The sequence below is a fragment of the Streptococcus sp. 3.1 genome (assembly GCF_016648915.1).
Lineage (GTDB): Bacteria > Bacillota > Bacilli > Lactobacillales > Streptococcaceae > Streptococcus > Streptococcus salivarius_E.
Genome location: NZ_JACLQV010000004.1, coordinates 130933 through 149331, shown reverse-complemented (window position 1 = coordinate 149331; position 18399 = coordinate 130933). Strand labels below are relative to the sequence as shown.

At 41.8% G+C, this 18399-nt stretch carries 18 protein-coding genes; 16 read left to right on the top strand and 2 right to left on the bottom strand.

Annotated features, from left to right (window positions below; all coding sequences use genetic code 11):
• Nucleotides 1-109 precede the first annotated feature (109 nt).
• Nucleotides 110-1375 carry a threonine/serine ThrE exporter family protein gene (locus H7U02_RS04030; RefSeq protein ID WP_037610535.1) on the bottom strand — a complete coding sequence of 422 codons (1266 nt, stop codon included), beginning with the start codon at nt 1373-1375 and terminating at the stop codon, nt 110-112.
• A gap of 326 nt (nt 1376-1701) precedes the next feature.
• Here H7U02_RS04030 and dhaK point away from each other — a divergent pair, with 326 nt between their 5' ends.
• From dhaK to H7U02_RS04000, 6 genes are all read left to right on the top strand, one after another.
• Nucleotides 1702-2691, top strand: coding sequence for a dihydroxyacetone kinase subunit DhaK (gene dhaK, locus H7U02_RS04025; RefSeq protein WP_037610533.1), 990 nt, complete (start codon nt 1702-1704; stop codon nt 2689-2691).
• Nucleotides 2692-2722: 31 nt separating this feature from the next.
• On the top strand, nt 2723-3298 hold the full coding sequence (gene dhaL / locus H7U02_RS04020) for a dihydroxyacetone kinase subunit DhaL (RefSeq protein WP_037610531.1): 576 nt from the start codon (nt 2723-2725) through the stop codon (nt 3296-3298).
• A gap of 3 nt (nt 3299-3301) precedes the next feature.
• On the top strand, nt 3302-3676 hold the full coding sequence (gene dhaM, locus H7U02_RS04015) for a dihydroxyacetone kinase phosphoryl donor subunit DhaM (protein ID WP_014634742.1): 375 nt from the start codon (nt 3302-3304) through the stop codon (nt 3674-3676).
• A 14-nt stretch (nt 3677-3690) separates the two neighbouring features.
• On the top strand, nt 3691-4674 hold the full coding sequence (locus H7U02_RS04010; protein ID WP_037610528.1) for a Gfo/Idh/MocA family protein: 984 nt from the start codon (nt 3691-3693) through the stop codon (nt 4672-4674).
• A gap of 151 nt (nt 4675-4825) precedes the next feature.
• On the top strand, nt 4826-5917 hold the full coding sequence (locus H7U02_RS04005; RefSeq protein WP_004182244.1) for a glycerol dehydrogenase: 1092 nt from the start codon (nt 4826-4828) through the stop codon (nt 5915-5917).
• A 302-nt stretch (nt 5918-6219) separates the two neighbouring features.
• Nucleotides 6220-6564 carry a hypothetical protein gene (locus H7U02_RS04000; RefSeq protein ID WP_002885337.1) on the top strand — a complete coding sequence of 115 codons (345 nt, stop codon included), beginning with the start codon at nt 6220-6222 and terminating at the stop codon, nt 6562-6564.
• A gap of 221 nt (nt 6565-6785) precedes the next feature.
• On the opposite strand, the gene H7U02_RS03995 is transcribed toward H7U02_RS04000, so the two are convergent.
• Complete coding sequence (locus tag H7U02_RS03995) at nt 6786-8270, bottom strand: DUF1846 domain-containing protein (RefSeq protein WP_022496779.1); 1485 nt, start codon at nt 8268-8270, stop codon at nt 6786-6788.
• 215 nt (nt 8271-8485) lie between these two features.
• Here H7U02_RS03995 and H7U02_RS03990 point away from each other — a divergent pair, with 215 nt between their 5' ends.
• The 10 genes from H7U02_RS03990 to H7U02_RS03945 all read left to right on the top strand — a co-directional run bounded on the left by H7U02_RS03990 (nt 8486) and on the right by H7U02_RS03945 (nt 18339).
• Nucleotides 8486-9745, top strand: a complete 1260-nt coding sequence (locus H7U02_RS03990) for an ABC transporter permease (protein WP_183137242.1) — start codon at nt 8486-8488, stop codon at nt 9743-9745.
• 15 nt (nt 9746-9760) lie between these two features.
• Nucleotides 9761-10393: an ABC transporter ATP-binding protein gene (locus tag H7U02_RS03985; protein WP_183137241.1), complete on the top strand. Its 633-nt coding sequence runs from the start codon at nt 9761-9763 to the stop codon at nt 10391-10393.
• A 13-nt stretch (nt 10394-10406) separates the two neighbouring features.
• Nucleotides 10407-11783 carry an ABC transporter permease gene (locus H7U02_RS03980; RefSeq protein ID WP_183137240.1) on the top strand — a complete coding sequence of 459 codons (1377 nt, stop codon included), beginning with the start codon at nt 10407-10409 and terminating at the stop codon, nt 11781-11783.
• 71 nt (nt 11784-11854) lie between these two features.
• Nucleotides 11855-12508, top strand: a complete 654-nt coding sequence (locus H7U02_RS03975) for a response regulator transcription factor (RefSeq protein ID WP_183137239.1) — start codon at nt 11855-11857, stop codon at nt 12506-12508.
• Complete coding sequence (locus H7U02_RS03970; RefSeq protein WP_201042830.1) at nt 12505-13809, top strand: sensor histidine kinase; 1305 nt, start codon at nt 12505-12507, stop codon at nt 13807-13809. The genes H7U02_RS03975 and H7U02_RS03970 overlap by 4 nt, the downstream gene beginning before the upstream one ends.
• 232 nt (nt 13810-14041) lie before the next feature.
• On the top strand, nt 14042-15652 hold the full coding sequence (gene dexB, locus H7U02_RS03965; protein ID WP_201042828.1) for a glucan 1,6-alpha-glucosidase DexB: 1611 nt from the start codon (nt 14042-14044) through the stop codon (nt 15650-15652).
• A gap of 117 nt (nt 15653-15769) precedes the next feature.
• Entirely contained in the window at nt 15770-16771 is a 1002-nt protein-coding gene (gene galE / locus H7U02_RS03960; RefSeq protein WP_151404677.1) for a UDP-glucose 4-epimerase GalE, read from the top strand.
• Between the two features lie 132 nt (nt 16772-16903).
• Nucleotides 16904-17746 carry an aldo/keto reductase gene (locus H7U02_RS03955; protein WP_201042826.1) on the top strand — a complete coding sequence of 281 codons (843 nt, stop codon included), beginning with the start codon at nt 16904-16906 and terminating at the stop codon, nt 17744-17746.
• Between the two features lie 133 nt (nt 17747-17879).
• Entirely contained in the window at nt 17880-18095 is a 216-nt protein-coding gene (relB, locus tag H7U02_RS03950; RefSeq protein ID WP_013990356.1) for a type II toxin-antitoxin system RelB family antitoxin, read from the top strand.
• Complete coding sequence (locus H7U02_RS03945) at nt 18085-18339, top strand: type II toxin-antitoxin system RelE family toxin (RefSeq protein WP_070655918.1); 255 nt, start codon at nt 18085-18087, stop codon at nt 18337-18339. Before relB ends, H7U02_RS03945 begins: the two co-directional genes overlap by 11 nt.
• The last annotated feature ends 60 nt before the right edge of the window (nt 18340-18399 follow it).

Here is an 18399-nt window from a genome sequence, read left to right as displayed (position 1 = left end):
GATAGATCCTTGAGTAGGGTATTTTTGATATTCATAATATGCTATTCACTGATTTTAGAACGCCACCAAAAAAAGCCACTGGCATACAAAACCACTGGCTTTTAACAATTTATTTCTTCTTCCCTAGTACAAAATAGCGGCTAGGGATTTGTTGTGTCAAACTGACGGCGATGGCGATGGTAAATGAGGCCAGGAAACAAGCTCGTAGGAAGCTGAGACCTAGGTCTGAATTTCCAATCAAGAGGAAGTAGACCGCACGGTAGAAGCTCATCCCAGGGATGAGTGGGAACATGCTTGAGGCTAGAAAGACTGTAGCTGGACATCTACGGTAGTGGGCCAAAAAGCGTGAGGTGAAGGTAACCAGTAGGGCTGGGAAGAGGATGGCAAGGACCTCGTGATGGGTATTGTTCCAAATCAAGAGGTAGAGGAGCCATGAGCCTGCACCTAGGGTTCCGAGGTCTAAGAAGTATTTCTTGGGAACTCGGTAAAGCACGGAGAAGGCTGCTGTCCCCAGCCCGGCCATGAAGGTCTGAATCAAGACCTCCTGCCATGAGGTAGATGGTGTTGAGAACATGCCTGATAATTGTTCCGCAAAGGGAAGAAGTGAAATCATGGCAAGAACACCGACAGAGATAGACAGACAAGTGGAGACCCCAGACAGCATCAGGGCCAGACCACTATAGTAGTTGTTCTGGGTGAATTCTCGTATGGCATTAACAAAGTAGGCCCCAGGAATCAAAATCATCAAGGTTCCTAGGATAATCACACTACGATGTTGGCCGATTCCTAGATAGTAGAGAACATTGGCTGATAAAGCAGCAATGGCACTAGAGAGGATAATCTGCAAGAAACTGGTATGAATAAAACGAGAAAAGAGCTGCATACCAATCCCCACAAAAAGTCCCGATATAGCCGCAGCAGTTCCATCAATCCAGCTACTTCCAAGGGCTAGCGAGAAGCTTCCTGCACCAATGACACAGGCTATAATGTCCTCTAAAGGACGATAGAAAGTCTTCTGCTCTATGGTTTTCAGCTTTTGGAAAATACTAGCCACAGGCTGATTTGGCTGCTCTGCCAGTTCACGAGACAGGCGGTTAACTTCCTCGAGCTTGCCCAGATGGATAGAAGGAGCTGAGGTAGCTAGGACACGAGACTCCTTAAGACCAGATCGGTTGAGTCCGGAGATCATTACCCCTCGATTGACCACGTAAGTGGAAAAGTCTCTGATACCAAGAGACTTGGCCATATGCCCCATGGTGTCTTCAATACGGTAAATCTCAGCACCGCTCTCCATAAGGACACGGCCAGCCTGAAGGACGGCATCCATTTCGTTTTTAGTTTCTATTTCTGTCTCTCTTGGAAAATCGATGGTCATTTGAACCTCCTAATCGCTTAATTCGTCATTCCATTATAAGGTTTGAATGGTGGTTTTTCAATAGCTTTGGCGACTAAAAAAGGACTTTCTATGAGATTTTTCTTCTACTTTAATGATAGAGGTCAGGAAAATGGAGGTCTTGCCTTTTGCCTTGCTATTGATAGAGGCAAATGCTACAATTAAATTATAAAATGTATGCGTTTACATATTTTTACGCTGTCTTTCTCAAAAAGCCTTGAAGTCCTTTATTTAAAGGGAATTAACAATCACAGAAGGAAGCCAATGTAAGTGCAAATAGTTGATACCTTTGAAAAGGAGGCAATCCCATGAAAAAAATTATCAATAAACCTGAAAATGTAGTGACAGAGATGCTAGATGGCTTGGCTTATGTTCACAGTGATTTGGTACATCGTGTTGAGGGGTTTGACATCATCGCAAGAAATGAGCAGGCTGCTGGTCAGGTTGGTCTCATTTCTGGTGGTGGAAGTGGTCACGAGCCAGCTCACGCAGGTTTTGTAGGTGATGGTATGCTTTCTGCAGCCATTGCAGGTGCTGTCTTCACGTCACCAACGCCAGATCAGATTTTGGAAGCTATCAAGGAAGCGGACCAAGGAGCTGGTGTCTTCATGGTTGTTAAAAATTATTCTGGCGACATCATGAATTTTGAGATGGCTCAAGAATTGGCTGAAATGGAAGGCATCGAGGTTGCTAGTGTTGTTGTAGACGATGATATTGCTGTGGAAAATAGCCTTTATACACAAGGTCGTCGCGGGGTTGCAGGTACTATTTTCGTTCACAAAATCCTAGGTCATGCGGCTCGTGAAGGCAAGTCTCTGGCTGAAATCAAAGACTTGGCTGATAAGATTGTTCCTAATATTCACACCATTGGTTTGGCCCTTAGCGGTGCGACGGTTCCTGAGGTTGGTAAGCCTGGTTTTGTCCTAGCTGAGGATGAAATTGAATATGGTATTGGTATTCATGGTGAGCCAGGCTATCGTAAGGAGTCTATGCAGCCATCTCGCCAGTTAGCTGAAGAATTGACAGGGAAACTCCTTGAAGCCTTTGAGGCTAAGGCAGGTGAACGCTATGCCCTTCTCATCAATGGTATGGGTGCGACACCTCTCATGGAGCAGTATGTCTTTGCTAACGATGTAGCAAGCATTCTTGGAGAAGTTGGACTAGAAGTGGCCTATAAAAAATTAGGTAACTACATGACATCGATTGATATGGCAGGTCTTTCATTGACGCTCATGAAGATTGAAAATGACTCTTGGCTTGAGGCTCTGGAGAGTCCTGTTAAGACCATTGCTTGGTAGTCTGACATGGAAACTAGAAATTAGGTATATTATGGATAAAACAGTTGCAGTAAAATGGATGCAAGGCTTTGATCAAAGGGTTGAAGTAGAAAAAGACCACTTGTCTGAATTAGACGGTCCTATTGGAGATGGTGATCATGGTGCTAACTTGGCGCGTGGTATGGCGGCAGCCATTGAGGCTATTAAGAGCACGGAACCACAAAGTGCAGCAGAAGTGTTTAAGGCAGTCTCAATGGCCTTGATTAGCAAGGTTGGTGGTGCCTCAGGTCCGCTCTATGGGTCTGCCTTTATGGGCATGATGAAGGCTGAACAAGATGGACAGGATTTGGCAGGAGTACTTGAGGCAGGTCTCGAGATGATTAAAAAACGTGGTCATGCACAAGCTGGTGAAAAGACCATGGTGGATGTTTGGCATCCGGTTGTTGAAGCTGTCAAACAAGGTCAACTAACCAATGATGTCATTGACCAAGCTGTTCTTTCAACCAAGGATGTTGCAGCTACCAAGGGGCGTGCCTCTTATGTCGGTGAGCGTTCAATTGGTCACATTGACCCAGGTTCCTATTCGTCTGGCCTACTCTTCAAGGCCTTGCTAGAAGCGGAGGGCTAGGATATGCCAGAACTTGGAATTGTGATTGTATCCCACTCTGCTGATATCGCTAAAGGTTTGGTGAGTCTGATTCGTGAAGTTGCACCAGATATTCCTTTAACGGCCACAGGCGGTCTTGAAGATGGTGGACTGGGATCTAGTTTTGACCATGTTCAAGTAGCAGTGGATAGTCAACCTGCTAAACGTCTCTTGGCCTTTTATGATCTGGGCAGTGCTCGCATGAATTTGGAGATGGTTGAAGAATTTTCAGACAAGGAAATCCTTATTCAGCAGGTTCCTCTCATTGAGGGGGCCTATGCGGCATCAGCCTTGCTTCAGGCAGGAGCGAGTGAAGTTGAAATCTTATCACAGATAAATGAATTAACCATTCAAAAATAGAATAAAGGAAAACTATGACAAATCAAATTAAGTATAAATGGGCTAGTCTTGGGACGGGTGTTATTGCCAATGAGTTGGCACAGGCTTTAGAGGCTCTAGGTGGTAAACTCTATTCCGTTGCTAATCGCACCTATGATAAGGGTGTTGCCTTCGCTGAAAAATACGGCATTGAAAAGGTTTATCAAGAGATTGATGAAGTGTTTAAAGATCCTGAAGTGGATATTATCTACATTTCAACGCCTCACAATACGCATATCAATTTTCTTCGTAAGGCACTCGCAGCAGGTAAACACGTCCTCTGTGAAAAATCTATCACCTTAAATAGTGAGGAATTGGCAGAAGCTATCCAACTCGCCGAAGAAAATCATGTTAAACTGGCAGAAGCCATGACCATTTTCCATATGCCTATCTATCGAAAACTCTCTGAAATCGTGGAAAGTGGTAAGTTGGGACCTCTTAAGGTTATCCAGATGAACTTCGGTTCCTATAAAGAATATGACATGACCAACCGCTTTTTCAATCGTAACTTGGCTGGTGGAGCTTTGCTTGATATCGGTGTCTATGCCCTTTCCTTTGTACGTTGGTTCATGACGTCGCAGCCGACAGAGATGGTTTCACAGGTTAAATTAGCTCCAACTGGTGTTGATGAACAAGCGGGTATTCTCCTTACCAATGCAGAAGGGGAAATGGCAACGGTGACGCTAAGTCTTCACGCCAAACAGCCTAAACGTGGTACTATCGCCTATGACAAGGGCTATATCGAACTTTATGAATACCCACGTGGGCAAAAGGCGGTCATCACCTATACGGAAGATGGCTCACAAGAAGTCATCGAAGCAGGAGAAACCGCTAAAGCCCTCCAGTATGAGGTCCTCGATATGGAAGCAGCTGTTGCAGGCGAGGATAATCATACTTACCTCAATTACAGCCGAGATGTCATGGATCTCATGACACAACTCCGTAAAGACTGGGGTTTGACCTACCCAGAAGAAGAGTAGGAGTTTTGAAAACAGAGAAAAAATTAGACTTATGTACTGACTCCAAATAGATATGCTGTCAATTAAAGTGAGTTTTTAGCTCTATATTCCATAGAACTAAGGTCGTTTAATTGATTCTATATAAATACATTTATGTCAAAGGAGAAAGACTATGAGAAATTTTGCAAGTCCGTCGCGTTACATTCAAGGTGAAAATGCCTTATTTGAAAATGCAAAAACCATTTTGGAACTAGGAAGTCATCCTGTACTATTGTGTGATTCAGTAGTTTATGACATTGTGGGTCAACGTTTCGAAGAATATCTTGTTCAAAATGGACTTACAGTTGTTCCAGTCTTCTTTAATGGTGAAGCTTCAGATAATGAAATTAATCGTGTGGTAAGTTTGGCCAAAGAAAAGGGCTGTAATTTAGTCATTGGTTTAGGTGGTGGTAAGACTATTGATAGTGCTAAAGCCATCGCAGATCTTCTAAAATCACCAGTAGTGATTGCTCCTACCATTGCATCTACAGATGCTCCGGTTTCAGCCTTGTCTGTTATCTATACGGACGAAGGTGCCTTTGAACGCTACATCTTCTATTCTAAGAACCCAGAATTAGTTTTGGTTGATAGTAAGGTTATCTCTCAAGCGCCAAAACGCTTGCTTGCTTCTGGTATCGCAGATGGCTTAGCAACTTGGGTAGAAGCTCGAGCAGTTATGCAAGCAAATGGTAAAACCATGCTAGGCAAACACCAAACACTTGCTGGTGTTGCCATTGCTGAACGCTGTGAAGAAATCCTTTTTGCAGATGGTTTACAAGCCATGGCCGCCTGTGAAGCAAAAGTTGTAACGCCTGCCCTTGAAAACATCATTGAAGCCAATACCCTTCTCAGTGGTATCGGATTTGAAAGTGGTGGCTTGGCTGCGGCTCACGCCATCCATAATGGTTTCACAGCTCTCACTGGCGATATTCACCATTTGACTCATGGTGAAAAAGTAGCTTACGGAACTCTTGTACAATTGTTCCTAGAAAATCGTCCAAAAGAAGTTTTGGATAAATACATTCGTTTCTATCAACAAATTGGCATGCCAACCACTCTTAAAGAAATGCATCTTGAAAATGCAAGTTACGAAGATCTTCTCAAGGTTGGTCAACAAGCAACAATCGAAGGAGAAACTATTCATCAAATGCCATTTGAGGTGAAAGCTTCTGATATTGCGCAAGCCATCGTTGCTGTAGATGCTTATGTTCATGGATTAGCCTAAGTAAATTTGCTCTTTTGTAGGGAAAGTGCCACCATTCCCGTATAGGAATATTATCCCCCTCAGGCACTTATCCCAACAGGATAGACAAATTCTTATAGGAAAGGGTTCAGTTCTGTATTAGATAGGACTGTGCCCTTTTTACTATTTAAAATCCAATATTTCCAAAGTCCCTCAAAGCGTTTTAAGAACTTTTGAAAACATAAACCATTTTCAAGAAATCCTGATTTAACAGTCATTTCACTTGTGTAAGCGTTTTAAAAAGTGTATAATATAGGTGGAAAGATAGGAAAAGGAGATGGCTAGTGGCTAGTATAACAATTGAAGCGAGCAAGGTAGCTAGAAAGAGTCCTATTCGCGTAGACAGTAGTCTTGTGGGGACAGTTTCTGGAGTGGAAGACGTGAGCGTTTCCCTACCATCGTCGAAAGCTCGTTTGAGTGTCGGAAAGTTGGGTTACAAGTCTAACACCATTACCGTTGAGGACGGACAAACCGTTCGTGTTACTAGCAATTTTCTAAATCGTTTCATAGCGATAGCGCCATTGTTACTCTATCTTGTTGGAGGCCGTTACCTCCCACTTGTGGCAGTCCTATCTACTATAATTTTGCTTTTTAGCTTACCTTTTCTCAAGTTAGAAATCGTAGGCTGATTAGAATCGGGAGTGGCTTAGCCCTCTGTTTGATACCTTTAACTCACTTTTTCATAATAATGCTAGGCCACTCCCTTTTCATTGGGAACGGGTCGAGACGAAAGAGTGGGTTATCAAAAAGGGAACTCGATAGAGTTTCCCTTTTTTCTTTCTCCAACTAAATGCAATTCTAAAAGACCTCAGTTTTACTAACTGAGGTCTTTGTTGTTTCTAGTCATGCATTATTTACGATACAATTTGTCGTATTGATAGTAAGGGTCGAAGGTCACATTGATACCAAGCTTACGGAGAACATTTTTATCTTCATCAGTGAGGATGATGGTTGAGTGGGCTTCAGAACCCTTGAGGTTACCAAGTTCCTCCATGGCACGGGCCGCATCCGCATTGTTGGCAGCTGTAATAGCCAAGGCGATGAGGATTTCGTTTGAGTGAAGGCGAGGGTTACGGCTACCCAAATGGTCAATTTTCAGACCTTGGATAGGTTTGACCACTTCAGGCTCGATTAGTTTAGTATCCTTATCAATACCTGCAGAAGTCTTGATAGCGTTGATCAAAGCAGCCGCAGTTGGACCAAAGAGTTCTGAATTTTTACCAGTGACGATTTGACCATTTGGCAATTCAAGTGCAAGAGCAGAACCACCTGTTTCTTCAGCCTTAGCGCGTGCTGCAACGACCACTTGACGATCTTCAGGAGTGATACCAAGATCGTTCATGAGCAACTCAATCTTCTTGACAGCGGTCTCAGGAACACGTTCATTTTTGAAATCAAGTACAGTTTGATAGTAGCGACGGATGATTTCTTGTTTAGAAGCTTCTTTGGCGGCCTCATCATCCGTAATGGCAAAACCAACCATGTTAACACCCATATCCGTAGGTGAAGCGTAAGGAGACTCACCAAGGATACGCTCAAGCATACGTTTGAGGACTGGGAAAATCTCGATGTCACGGTTGTAGTTTACTGTAGTCTTGCCGTAAGTTTCCAAGTGGAATGGGTCAATCATATTGACATCATCAAGGTCTGCAGTGGCAGCTTCATAGGCCAAGTTAACTGGGTGATGAAGTGGCAAATTCCAAACTGGGAAGGTTTCAAATTTAGCATAACCTGACTTGATACCATTGATTTGGTCGTGGTACATGTTAGACATACATGTCGCCAATTTACCAGAACCAGGACCAGGAGCAGTAACGACGATAAGGTTACGGCTAGTCTTGATATAATCGTTTTTCCCCATACCCTCAGGAGAAATGATATGGTTCATATCCGTTGGGTAGCCCTTGATAGGGTAGTGGATGTAAGACGTGATGCCATTTTTTTCCAATTGGTTACGGAAAGCATCGGCTGCAGGTTGACCAGAATATTGCGTAATAACAACAGAACCCACATAGATATTGAGCTCGTTGAATTTATCAATCAGACGAAGCACCTCTTGGTCGTAGGAAATGCCAAGGTCACCACGAGCCTTAGAGTGCTCGATATTGCTTGCATTGATGGCAATGACCACTTCGACCTGATCTTTGAGCTCTTGAAGGAGCTTGATTTTATTGTCAGGTTCATAACCAGGAAGGACGCGGGCAGCGTGAAAATCTTCCAACATCTTACCACCAAACTCCAAGTAGAGTTTCCCGTCAAACTGGTTAATACGCTCCAAAATATGGTCGCGTTGCAGATTCAAATACTGTTCAGAACTAAAAGCTTGTTTCTTCATAAATAAAAATACCTCTGAGGAAAATTATATCAAATGCCTGAGGTAAATGCTATTAGCGAAAGTCGATTTGTTGGAGAAAAAGAGTTTAAAGTCAATCATGATTAGAATATTTAATTTCATAAAGGTTTCACATTTGTCGTCTATAATTAGAATAAAAAGCATCCTCACTTATCTTTGGTATAGCTGAGGGCTAATGTCTTAAATGGAGGTGGAAGATGGTTCTCTTACAACAGGCAGTTGCTTATATTTTCCGCAAAAAAACGCGGAATTTTATCCTTTTTCTCATTTTATTTTTGATATTATCTTGCTTGTATTTTTGTTTCTCTCTTATGCACGTTGGTGGAGGAATGGAGGCACAAATCAGGAAGTCAAGTGGAGCAAGTTTTGCTCTGGTAAGTAAAGAAAGAGGCAGTGCATTTTCCTGGAAAGAGGGGTCAAAGATTAGTCAGCTATCTGATGTGATATCAACGATACCTCAATATATAAGTCCAGTGCGACTAATCGATAAGAAGGTCGTTACAGGAAAACAAACGGTAGAACGCGATGACCTCGATAATGAGGCTAATCAAGCCTTGGGAGCCACTTTTACTAAGGAAACAGGCCAAAGTGTTGATTTTAGGAGTGGTGCTTTTCAACTCATTAAGGGGAAGCACATATCTGCTAAAAGGCAAATTATGATTCATGAATCGCTTGCTAGGAAAAATAAGCTAAGCGTCGGAGATAAGCTGACCTTGTCCAATTTCCAGATGACTGAAAGTGGAGCTAGGGAAATGACCTTTGATATCGTTGGTATTTTTTCTGGCAAGAAGGAGGAGACATTTACTGGAATGTCTTCAGATTTAAGTGAAAATCAAATCTTCCTCCATTATGACGATAATAGCCAACTGCTTAATTTGACTGATAAGTTAGTGACAAAATTATCCTTTGGTATTAAGAATCCAGATAGAATCAATCAAGTCATTAAACAAGTGGAACAATTGGATATCGATTGGAATCGTCTACGTTTAGACGAGGACCGTAAGGCTTTTGACTCCTTGAAGGAATCGTCTAAAGCGCTACAAGGAATCGTCAGAACGATGATGATTAGTTTAATTGTTACAGGAGCAGGGATCCTCTCATTTTTAATGGCACTATGGACGCGTGAGCGAAATCATGAGATAGGTATTCTTTTAGCAATTGGGAAGAGTAAGGGACGCATTTTTGCTCAATTTCTTATGGAGATATTGTTGGTGTCCCTTATGTCTTTGCTACCTGCCCTTGCTATTGGACGGCTACTAAGTCGACTGTTTTTGCAAGAATTTATAGGACAGCAAGGACAGCAGCAGGCTCTTCAGTTATTAGATCAAATACCTCAGGGACTACCTTTAGGCCAATCTTATCTAAGTCTTCTAGTCTTGGTAATATTATCGCTCGGTGTGACAACAGGTCTCATTTGGCGCAAAACTCCAAAAGAAATCTTATCTAATATGAGTTAAGGAGAAAGGAACACTATGTTAGAACTCAAAGATGTTACGTATAGTTATCAAAATAAAAGTGAAGCTATTCTCTCGAAGGTGAATTATCGTTTCGAGAAAGGTAAATTTTATAGTATTATTGGGCAATCTGGAGCGGGAAAATCGACCTTACTTTCACTTTTGGCAGGTCTTGATTATCCCAAGAAGGGGCAGGTCTTGTTTAATGGAGAAAATATCAAGAAAAAAGGCTCTAGTTATCATCGTAGACACCATGTTGCGCTTGTTTTTCAAAATTACAATCTCATTGATTATCTTACACCTTTAGAAAATGTACGACTTGTTAATAAAAATGCCGATAGGAAGATACTTTCTGAATTGGGATTAGATGAAAAACAAATTAATCGAAATGTCCTGCAACTTTCAGGTGGGCAACAACAACGTGTAGCTATTGCGCGAGCTTTGGTTTCAGAGGCTCCAATTATCTTAGCAGATGAACCGACAGGAAATCTAGACGAGGAAACTGCGAAGGATATTATTGCTATCCTTAAAAGAATGGCCTTAGATCGCCAAAAATGTGTCATAGTTGTTACGCACAGTAAGGAAGTTGCTCAGGAATCTGATGTGGTTTTAGAGTTGAAGAAGAAACAACTCATAGAAAAGAAAAAATAAAGAAAGGACTCTTATGTTTCGAAACGCTTTTGCATATATTACACGAAAATGGTCAAAGTCACTATTACTGTTAATTATTATTCTTTTGATGAGTACTCTTAGTTTGTTAGGACTTGCTATGCGAAGTGCAACCCAAGAAGCTGCATCCAAGAGTCTAGGGTCAATTACCAATAGTTTTTCAATGCAGATTAATCGTAACACGAATCCTGGAACTCCTCGTGGGGCTGGAAATCTTAAGGGAGAAGATATTAAAAAGATTAGTGAGACTAAAGGGATTGTTTCGACTATAAAACGGATAAATGGTATTGGTGATTTACTAGATTATGAGATTATCGAAACAGAGCAAACGCTACAAAATCAGTCTCCAGAACGTGCTAAAAATTTTAAGTCTACCTTGATGTTGACAGGAGTCAATGACTCATCAAAAGAAGACAAATTTGTTTCAGGTGCTTATAAACTAGTTGAAGGAGAACATCTAGCCGATAAGGATCATAATCAAATCTTGATGCACGAAGATTTAGCTAAAAAGAATGGTCTTAATGTAGGAGATAAAGTAAAGCTTAAATCTAATCTCTATGACGCTGATAACGAAAAAAGGGCTGATGAAACAGTAGAAGTGACTATCAAAGGTTTATTTTCTGGTCAAAATAAAGCAGCCGTTACCTATGCTCAGGAGTTGTATGAAAACACCCTCATCACTGATCTAGACACAGTAGCAAAACTCTATGGTAATACTGTAGAAACTGCCACTTATGAGGATGCCACTTTTTTTGCTAAAGGCGATCAAAATCTTGATTCCTTGATAGCAAAGATTAAAAAGTTGAATATTAACTGGTCCCTCTACGATCTTGTTAAGAGCTCGTCAAATTACCCTGCTTTACAGAAATCTATTCTTGGGATGTATCGTGTGGCAAACCGTATGTTTATTGGAAGTCTCATTTTTACAAGTTTATTGCTAACCCTTCTGTTAATTTTATGGTTAAATACTCGTCGTAGAGAAGTTGGTATCTTTTTGGCCTTGGGACTTAAAAAGACACAGGTTGCGGGGCAATTTTTAATAGAATTGCTGATGATTGCCTTACCAGCCTTTCTTTTGTCATATGGTTTAGCTAGTTTCTTTGCCGAAAAAGTTGGTAATACAGTCCTTTCCAATGTAACAGAAGGTATCAATAAGCAAATGACCAAAGAATCTCTAGCTGCAAATCTTGGTGGAGGGGCTGAGGCAGAAAGCTTCAGTAAGACTCTAACTCAGATTCACATGACAGTCCAACCTAAGCAACTTTTGATAGTCATTCTAGTCGGTGGATTTATTTTGAGCTTGGTATCCTTGATTTCTTCTCGCTGGCTTCTTCACAAGAAACCCAAGGACCTCTTAGTTGATGTTGAATGATAAGTTTGCTGCACCTATAAAAAACGGTATAATGGAAGAAAGAGACCATATATAGATTAAAAGGATAATGTATGAAGATACTAATCGTAGAAGATGAAGTCCTGATTCGCGAAGGGATGAGCGACTATCTCATGGAATGTGGCTATGAGGTCTTTGAAGCAGACGATGGGCAGGAGGCCCTGGACCTCTTTCACAGAGAGGCGCCGGATCTGGTCTTGCTGGACATCCAGCTCCCTATCCTCAATGGCTTGGAAGTGCTCAAGACCATCCGGAAGACCAGCTCAGTCCCTGTCCTCATGCTGACGGCCTTCCATGACGAGGACTATAAGTTGACAGCCTTTGGAGAGTTGGCAGATGGCTATCTGGAAAAGCCCTTCTCCTTGTCTCTATTGAGAGTCCGTATCGAAGCTATTTTTAAAAAGTTCCAACCTTCTCGGGTTTTCACATATGGAGATGTGCGGGTGGATTTTGAGAGTTATACCGCCAGCCTAGCTGGGCAGGCTATTTCCATGAACGCCAAGGAGTTGGAAATCTTGGAATACCTGCTCCAGCATGAAGGCAAGGCCCGGACCCGATCTCAGATCCTTGATGCCGTCTGGAAGGAGACTGAGGAGATACCTTTTGACCGGGTGATTGATGTCTATATCAAGGAACTACGAAAAAAACTAGAGCTGGACTGTATCGTTACGGTACGCAATGTCGGCTATAAATTGGAGAGACCATGACCAAACGGAGTATCTTTGCAAAGATCTTTCTGATCACATTTGCCCTTTTTAGTAGCTTAGTCATCCTTCTACATGCTTCGGTTTACTTTATTTTTCCATCGAACTATATCGAGTCTCAGCGCCAGACAATTTTGAAGAAATCACAGGCCTTGGCTAAGAGTTTTCAAGGCCAGAAAGAAGGGACTATTGAGTCGGTCATTGATCTTTATTCCAAGACCAATGATATCAAGGTCTCGATCAAGGGCAAGGAAAAACAAAATGCCATAGAGGTCAAGGATGACCTCCTCGTAAACCCTGACAGCCAGAATAATTCTCTGGTTATTGAAGAGCGAAAAATTCAGACCAAAGAGGGGAAGGACTTAACCTTGCAATTCTTAGCGACCGTCGATTCGCAAAAGGAAGCGCGAGATATCAGTCTGGGCTTTCTTCCCTATACACTCCTTGCTTCTTTTGTTCTGTCGCTGATTGCATCCTATCTCTATGCCCGCATGATTTCTGCTCCAATCCTTGAGATCAAGCGGATGACCAAGCGGATGAAGCGCCTGGATCGGACAGCCAGTCTCCCCATTGACTCGCAGGATGAGATCGGCGTCCTCAAGCAACACATCAACGACCTCTATCACCACCTTTTAGAAGTGATCGACAATCTAGAGAAGCAGAAACAGGAAAATCTGAAGTTGGAGCAGATGAAGGTCGAATTTCTAAGAGGGGCTTCGCATGAACTCAAGACGCCTCTAGCTAGCTTGAAAATTATACTAGAAAATATGCGAGATAATATTGGTCGCTACAAGGATCGGGACCGCTACCTATCGGTCTCCCTCGATATCGTCGATGAGATGAACCAGATCGTCCTGGAAATCCTGTCCCTATCTTCTATCCAAGAATTAGGTGGTGAAAAGGAGTGGATCCAGTTAGATGATGTGGTAAATCGCATACTCACTCAAAATCAAGTGTTGGTTGAGACTCGCTCCCTATCAATTGAAAATTATCTTCCGATAACTAGTATTTTCATGAATTTAGCTATTTTGAAATTGGTTCTCTCAAATATTATCAGTAATGCCGTCAAGCATTCTGATAAGGGTGGAGTGGTTCGAATAGGTTTAGAAAATGGAGGAACCGATTTTGTCATTGAAAATACAATTGTATCTAAAGAAAATTCTTCAACTAAAGCTCAAGCTAAGAAAGAAGGAGGATTAGGACTTTTTGTGGTCAAATACCTTCTAGAACATGAGGAACTTAGCTATAGATTTGAGGAAAGTTCTACGGGGAGGCGCTTTGTTATGGTCTTGCCCAAAAAGTAAAAAGCGACGGTTAAGGTATTAACTATCGTTTTTTTTGTATTGTTAAAATAATCAAAGGCTAACCTTACATTTCAACTCTATTGTTTTTCAACATTACCAAAAATTTAAGGAGTCTGGAGTATAGGTCATTGAAATGTTTTAAACAACAAAAGAAAACGCTTGCATAACTTCTAGAAAAACGTAAAATAGAACTATCAGACTCATGATGATAATAAAAACGAGGAGTAGAATCATGCAAAAATACTGGTGGCACAAGGCTACAATTTATCAAATTTACCCCAAGTCATTCATGGATTCCAATGGTGATGGCATTGGTGATCTCAAGGGGATTACAAGCAAACTTGAATATCTTCAAAAGCTCGGGATTACAGCCCTGTGGCTTTCTCCTGTTTATGACAGCCCAATGGATGACAATGGTTATGATATTGCTAACTATGAGGCTATTGCGGATATTTTTGGGGACATGAGTGACATGGATGAGCTTTTGGTGGAAGCCAAGAAGCGTGATATTCAAATTGTTATGGACTTGGTGGTTAACCATACCTCTGATGAGCACGCTTGGTTTATTGAAGCGCGTGAGAATCCAGAAGGTCCTGAACGTGATTTCTACATCTGGCGAGATGAACCCAATGAGCTAACCTCGATTTTCAGTGGGTCAGCTTGGGAATATGATGAGACCTCAGGCCAATATTATCTGCATTTCTTTAGTAAAAAACAGCCAGACCTCAATTGGGAAAATCCACAGTTGCGCCAGAAAGTTTATGAGATGATGAATTTCTGGATTGATAAGGGAATCGGTGGTTTCCGCATGGATGTGATTGATATGATTGGTAAGATTCCAGATCAACTGATTGATACAAACGGTCCAAGGCTTCACGATTACATCAAGGAAATGAATCAGGCGAGCTTTGGTAAGCATGACCTTCTAACCGTTGGTGAAACCTGGGGAGCGACACCTGAAATTGCTAAACAGTATTCAAATCCTGATAATCAAGAACTTTCAATGGTTTTCCAGTTTGAACATATTGGACTTCAGCATAAGCCAGATAGCCCTAAATGGGAGTATGAGAAGGAGTTGGATGTTTCAGCACTTAAGGCTATTTTCAATAAATGGCAAACCGAGTTAGAGTTGGGACAAGGGTGGAACTCACTATTCTGGAATAATCATGATCTACCTCGTATTCTTTCAATGTGGGGAGATACTGGTGTTTATCGTGAGAAGTCAGCCAAGGCCTTAGCTATCCTCCTTCATCTCATGAGGGGAACACCTTACATTTATCAAGGTGAAGAAATCGGCATGACCAATTATCCTTTTAGAACTTTGGAAGAATTGAATGACATTGAATCTCTCAACTATGCCAAAGAAGCTCTCGAAAAAGGGGCATCACTAGAAAGTATCATGGACCAAATCCGTCAGGTGGGTCGTGACAACGCTCGAACACCAATGCAATGGGATGCGTCTAAAAATGCTGGATTTAGCACATCGGATAAGACTTGGCTACCTGTTAATCCGAACTATAAGGACATAAATGTTGAGTCAGCCCTCGCCAATCCAGAATCGATTTTCTATACCTATCAGAAGCTCGTTGTGCTTCGTAAAACTCAAGATTGGTTGGTAGATGCTGACTTTGAACTCTTGGAGACAGCCACAAAAGTATTTGCTTATATTCGGAAAACCGAAGATAGCAGTTATCTGGTTGTAGTCAACTTATCTGACCAAGAACAAGACTTCTGTTATGATTTTGACAAAGCAGAAGTTGTCATTGCAAATACCGAATTAGAGCCAATTACAGACCAAGGCAAACTCCAAGCCTGGGATGCTATTTGTGTGAAGATGAAATAAAAAGAAAAGGTGGTTGCCAACTAACTGTTGGCGACCACCTTTTAATCTATAATCAAGTTGGTCTCGTAGACTAGAAGTATGTTATAATAATAGAAAAATAAGAAAAAGGTAAAATTTATGGCAATTTTAGTATTAGGTGGAGCTGGTTATATCGGTTCTCACATGGTGGACCGTTTGGTTGAAACGGGCCAAGAAAAAGTCGTTGTCGTGGATAACTTGGTGACCGGTCACCGTGCGGCAGTCCATCCAGACGCGGTATTCTACGAGGGAGATTTGGCAGATCAGGACTTTATGCGTAAGGTCTTTAAGGAAAATCCTGATGTCGATGCCGTTATTCACTTTGCAGCTTACTCACTTGTGGCTGAGTCTATGGAAAAGCCACTTAAGTATTTCGACAATAACACTGCTGGTATGGTGAAGTTGCTTGAAGTCATGAACGAATGCGGTGTCAAATACATTGTCTTCTCATCAACAGCTGCGACTTATGGTATTCCTGAGGAAATTCCTATCCTTGAGACCACACCACAAAAGCCAATCAATCCTTATGGTGAGAGCAAGCTCATGATGGAAACCATTATGAAGTGGTCAGACCAAGCTTACGGCATCAAGTATGTCCCTCTTCGTTACTTTAATGTGGCGGGTGCCAAACCTGATGGTTCTATCGGAGAGGATCACGGTCCTGAAACCCACCTCTTGCCAATAATTCTCCAAGTGGCTCAAGGGGTTCGTGAGAAAATCATGATTTTTGGTGACGACTACAATACTCCAGATGGTACAAATGTTCGTGACTATGTGCATCCATTCGACTTGGCGGATGCCCACCTTTTGGCAGTGGAATATCTCCGCAAAGGAAATGAGTCAACAGCCTTCAACCTAGGCTCTTCAACAGGTTTTTCAAACCTTCAAATCCTTGAAGCAGCTCGTAAGGTAACAGGTAAGGAAATCCCAGCTGAGAAGGCTGATCGTCGTCCTGGTGATCCAGATACATTGATTGCATCCTCTGAAAAGGCTCGTACAGTGCTAGGCTGGAAACCACAATTTGACAATATCGAAAAAATCATCCAAAGTGCCTGGGCATGGCATTCAAGCCATCCAAAAGGCTATGATGATAGAGATTAATCATAAGGAATAGGAGCTCCATCTGGTCATAAACTACCATTTGGAGTTTTTTCTAGACACCATAGCTAATCTTTGCAATTTTATCTGATATCCTTTAAGATAATTCTGTTACAACTTGAAAAGGAGAACAGGATGGAAACATATACACTTTCAAATGGCGTTACGATTCCTAAAATTGGTTTTGGGACTTGGCAGATTCCAGAAGGGGAAGAAGCTTATAACAGCGTTAGTTTAGCACTTAAGGCGGGTTACACACATATTGATACGGCGCAAATCTACGGTAACGAGGTTTCTGTAGGTAAGGCGATTGCAGATAGTGATGTGGCGCGTGAGGATATTTTCCTAACGACTAAACTCTGGAATGACAAGCACGATTACGATTTGGCTAAGGCCTCTATCGACGAGTCTCTTGAAAGACTAGGTGTGGATTATTTGGATCTTTTGCTCATCCACTGGCCTAATCCAAAGGCTCTTCGTGAGAATGATGCTTGGAAGGTTGGCAATGCAGGTGCTTGGAAGGCAATGGAAGAAGCCTACAAAGATGGTAAGGTGCGTGCTATCGGTGTGTCTAACTTTATGCAGCATCACCTTGATGCTCTCCTTGAAACGGCTGAAATTGTGCCACATGTCAATCAAATTCTTTTGGCTCCAGGTTGTGCCCAAGAAGATTTGGTTGCCTATTGCCAAGAGCGTGACATTCTTCTTGAAGCCTACAGTCCACTAGGTACTGGTAGCATTTTTGGAAATGAAGACGTAGAAGCAGTGGCTGAACGTAACGGAAAATCTGTTGCTCAAGTTGCCTTACGTTGGAGCCTTCAAAAAGGTTTCTTGCCACTACCTAAGTCAGTGACAGCAAAAAATATCGAAGCCAACTTGGATATCTTTGACTTTGATTTGTCAGAGGAAGATATGGCAGTATTGGATAAGATTCAAGGCATTAAAACTCAGGATGATCCTGATACAGTTAATTTTTAATAGGACTGCAAGCAACTCGTAAGGGTTGCTTTTTCTATTGTTTTACGAATAAAAGTATGAACCTATTATCAAAATTGACAAAAAGGAGGAGTGGTAATACAATGGTGTTACAAAAGAGAACGAGGTTAAGGATATGACAACAATTACATTGAAGGTTTCAGAAGCAGATAAGAAGTTCATGCAGGCAATTGCGAAATTCGAAGGCGTATCCTTGTCAGAATTAATTCGTACCAAGACTTTAGACGCTATTGAGGATGAATACGACGCTAGAGTAGCCGATTTGGCTTTGGCAGAATATGAAGACTATCTTGAAAACGGTGGGGAGGTGCTAAATTGGGATGACCTATAAGATAGTACCCACCCCTAAATTTGCCAAAAATTTTAAAAAGTTGGATTCTTTCGTCAGAAAACAAATTAAGTCTTATCTCAATCGTGTCACAGATAATCCAAGAGCCAAGGGTAAGGCCTTTGTTGCCAATCGCACTGGACAATGGCGCTATCGTATTGGTGCCTATCGTGTTATTGTCAATATTCAGGACAATGAACTAATCATACTTGCCCTCGAAGTCGGTCATAGACGTGATATCTATTAGCATCAACACATAGAATATCCTAGGTTCCGTTAATTTTTAATAGGATAGAAGCAACTCGTG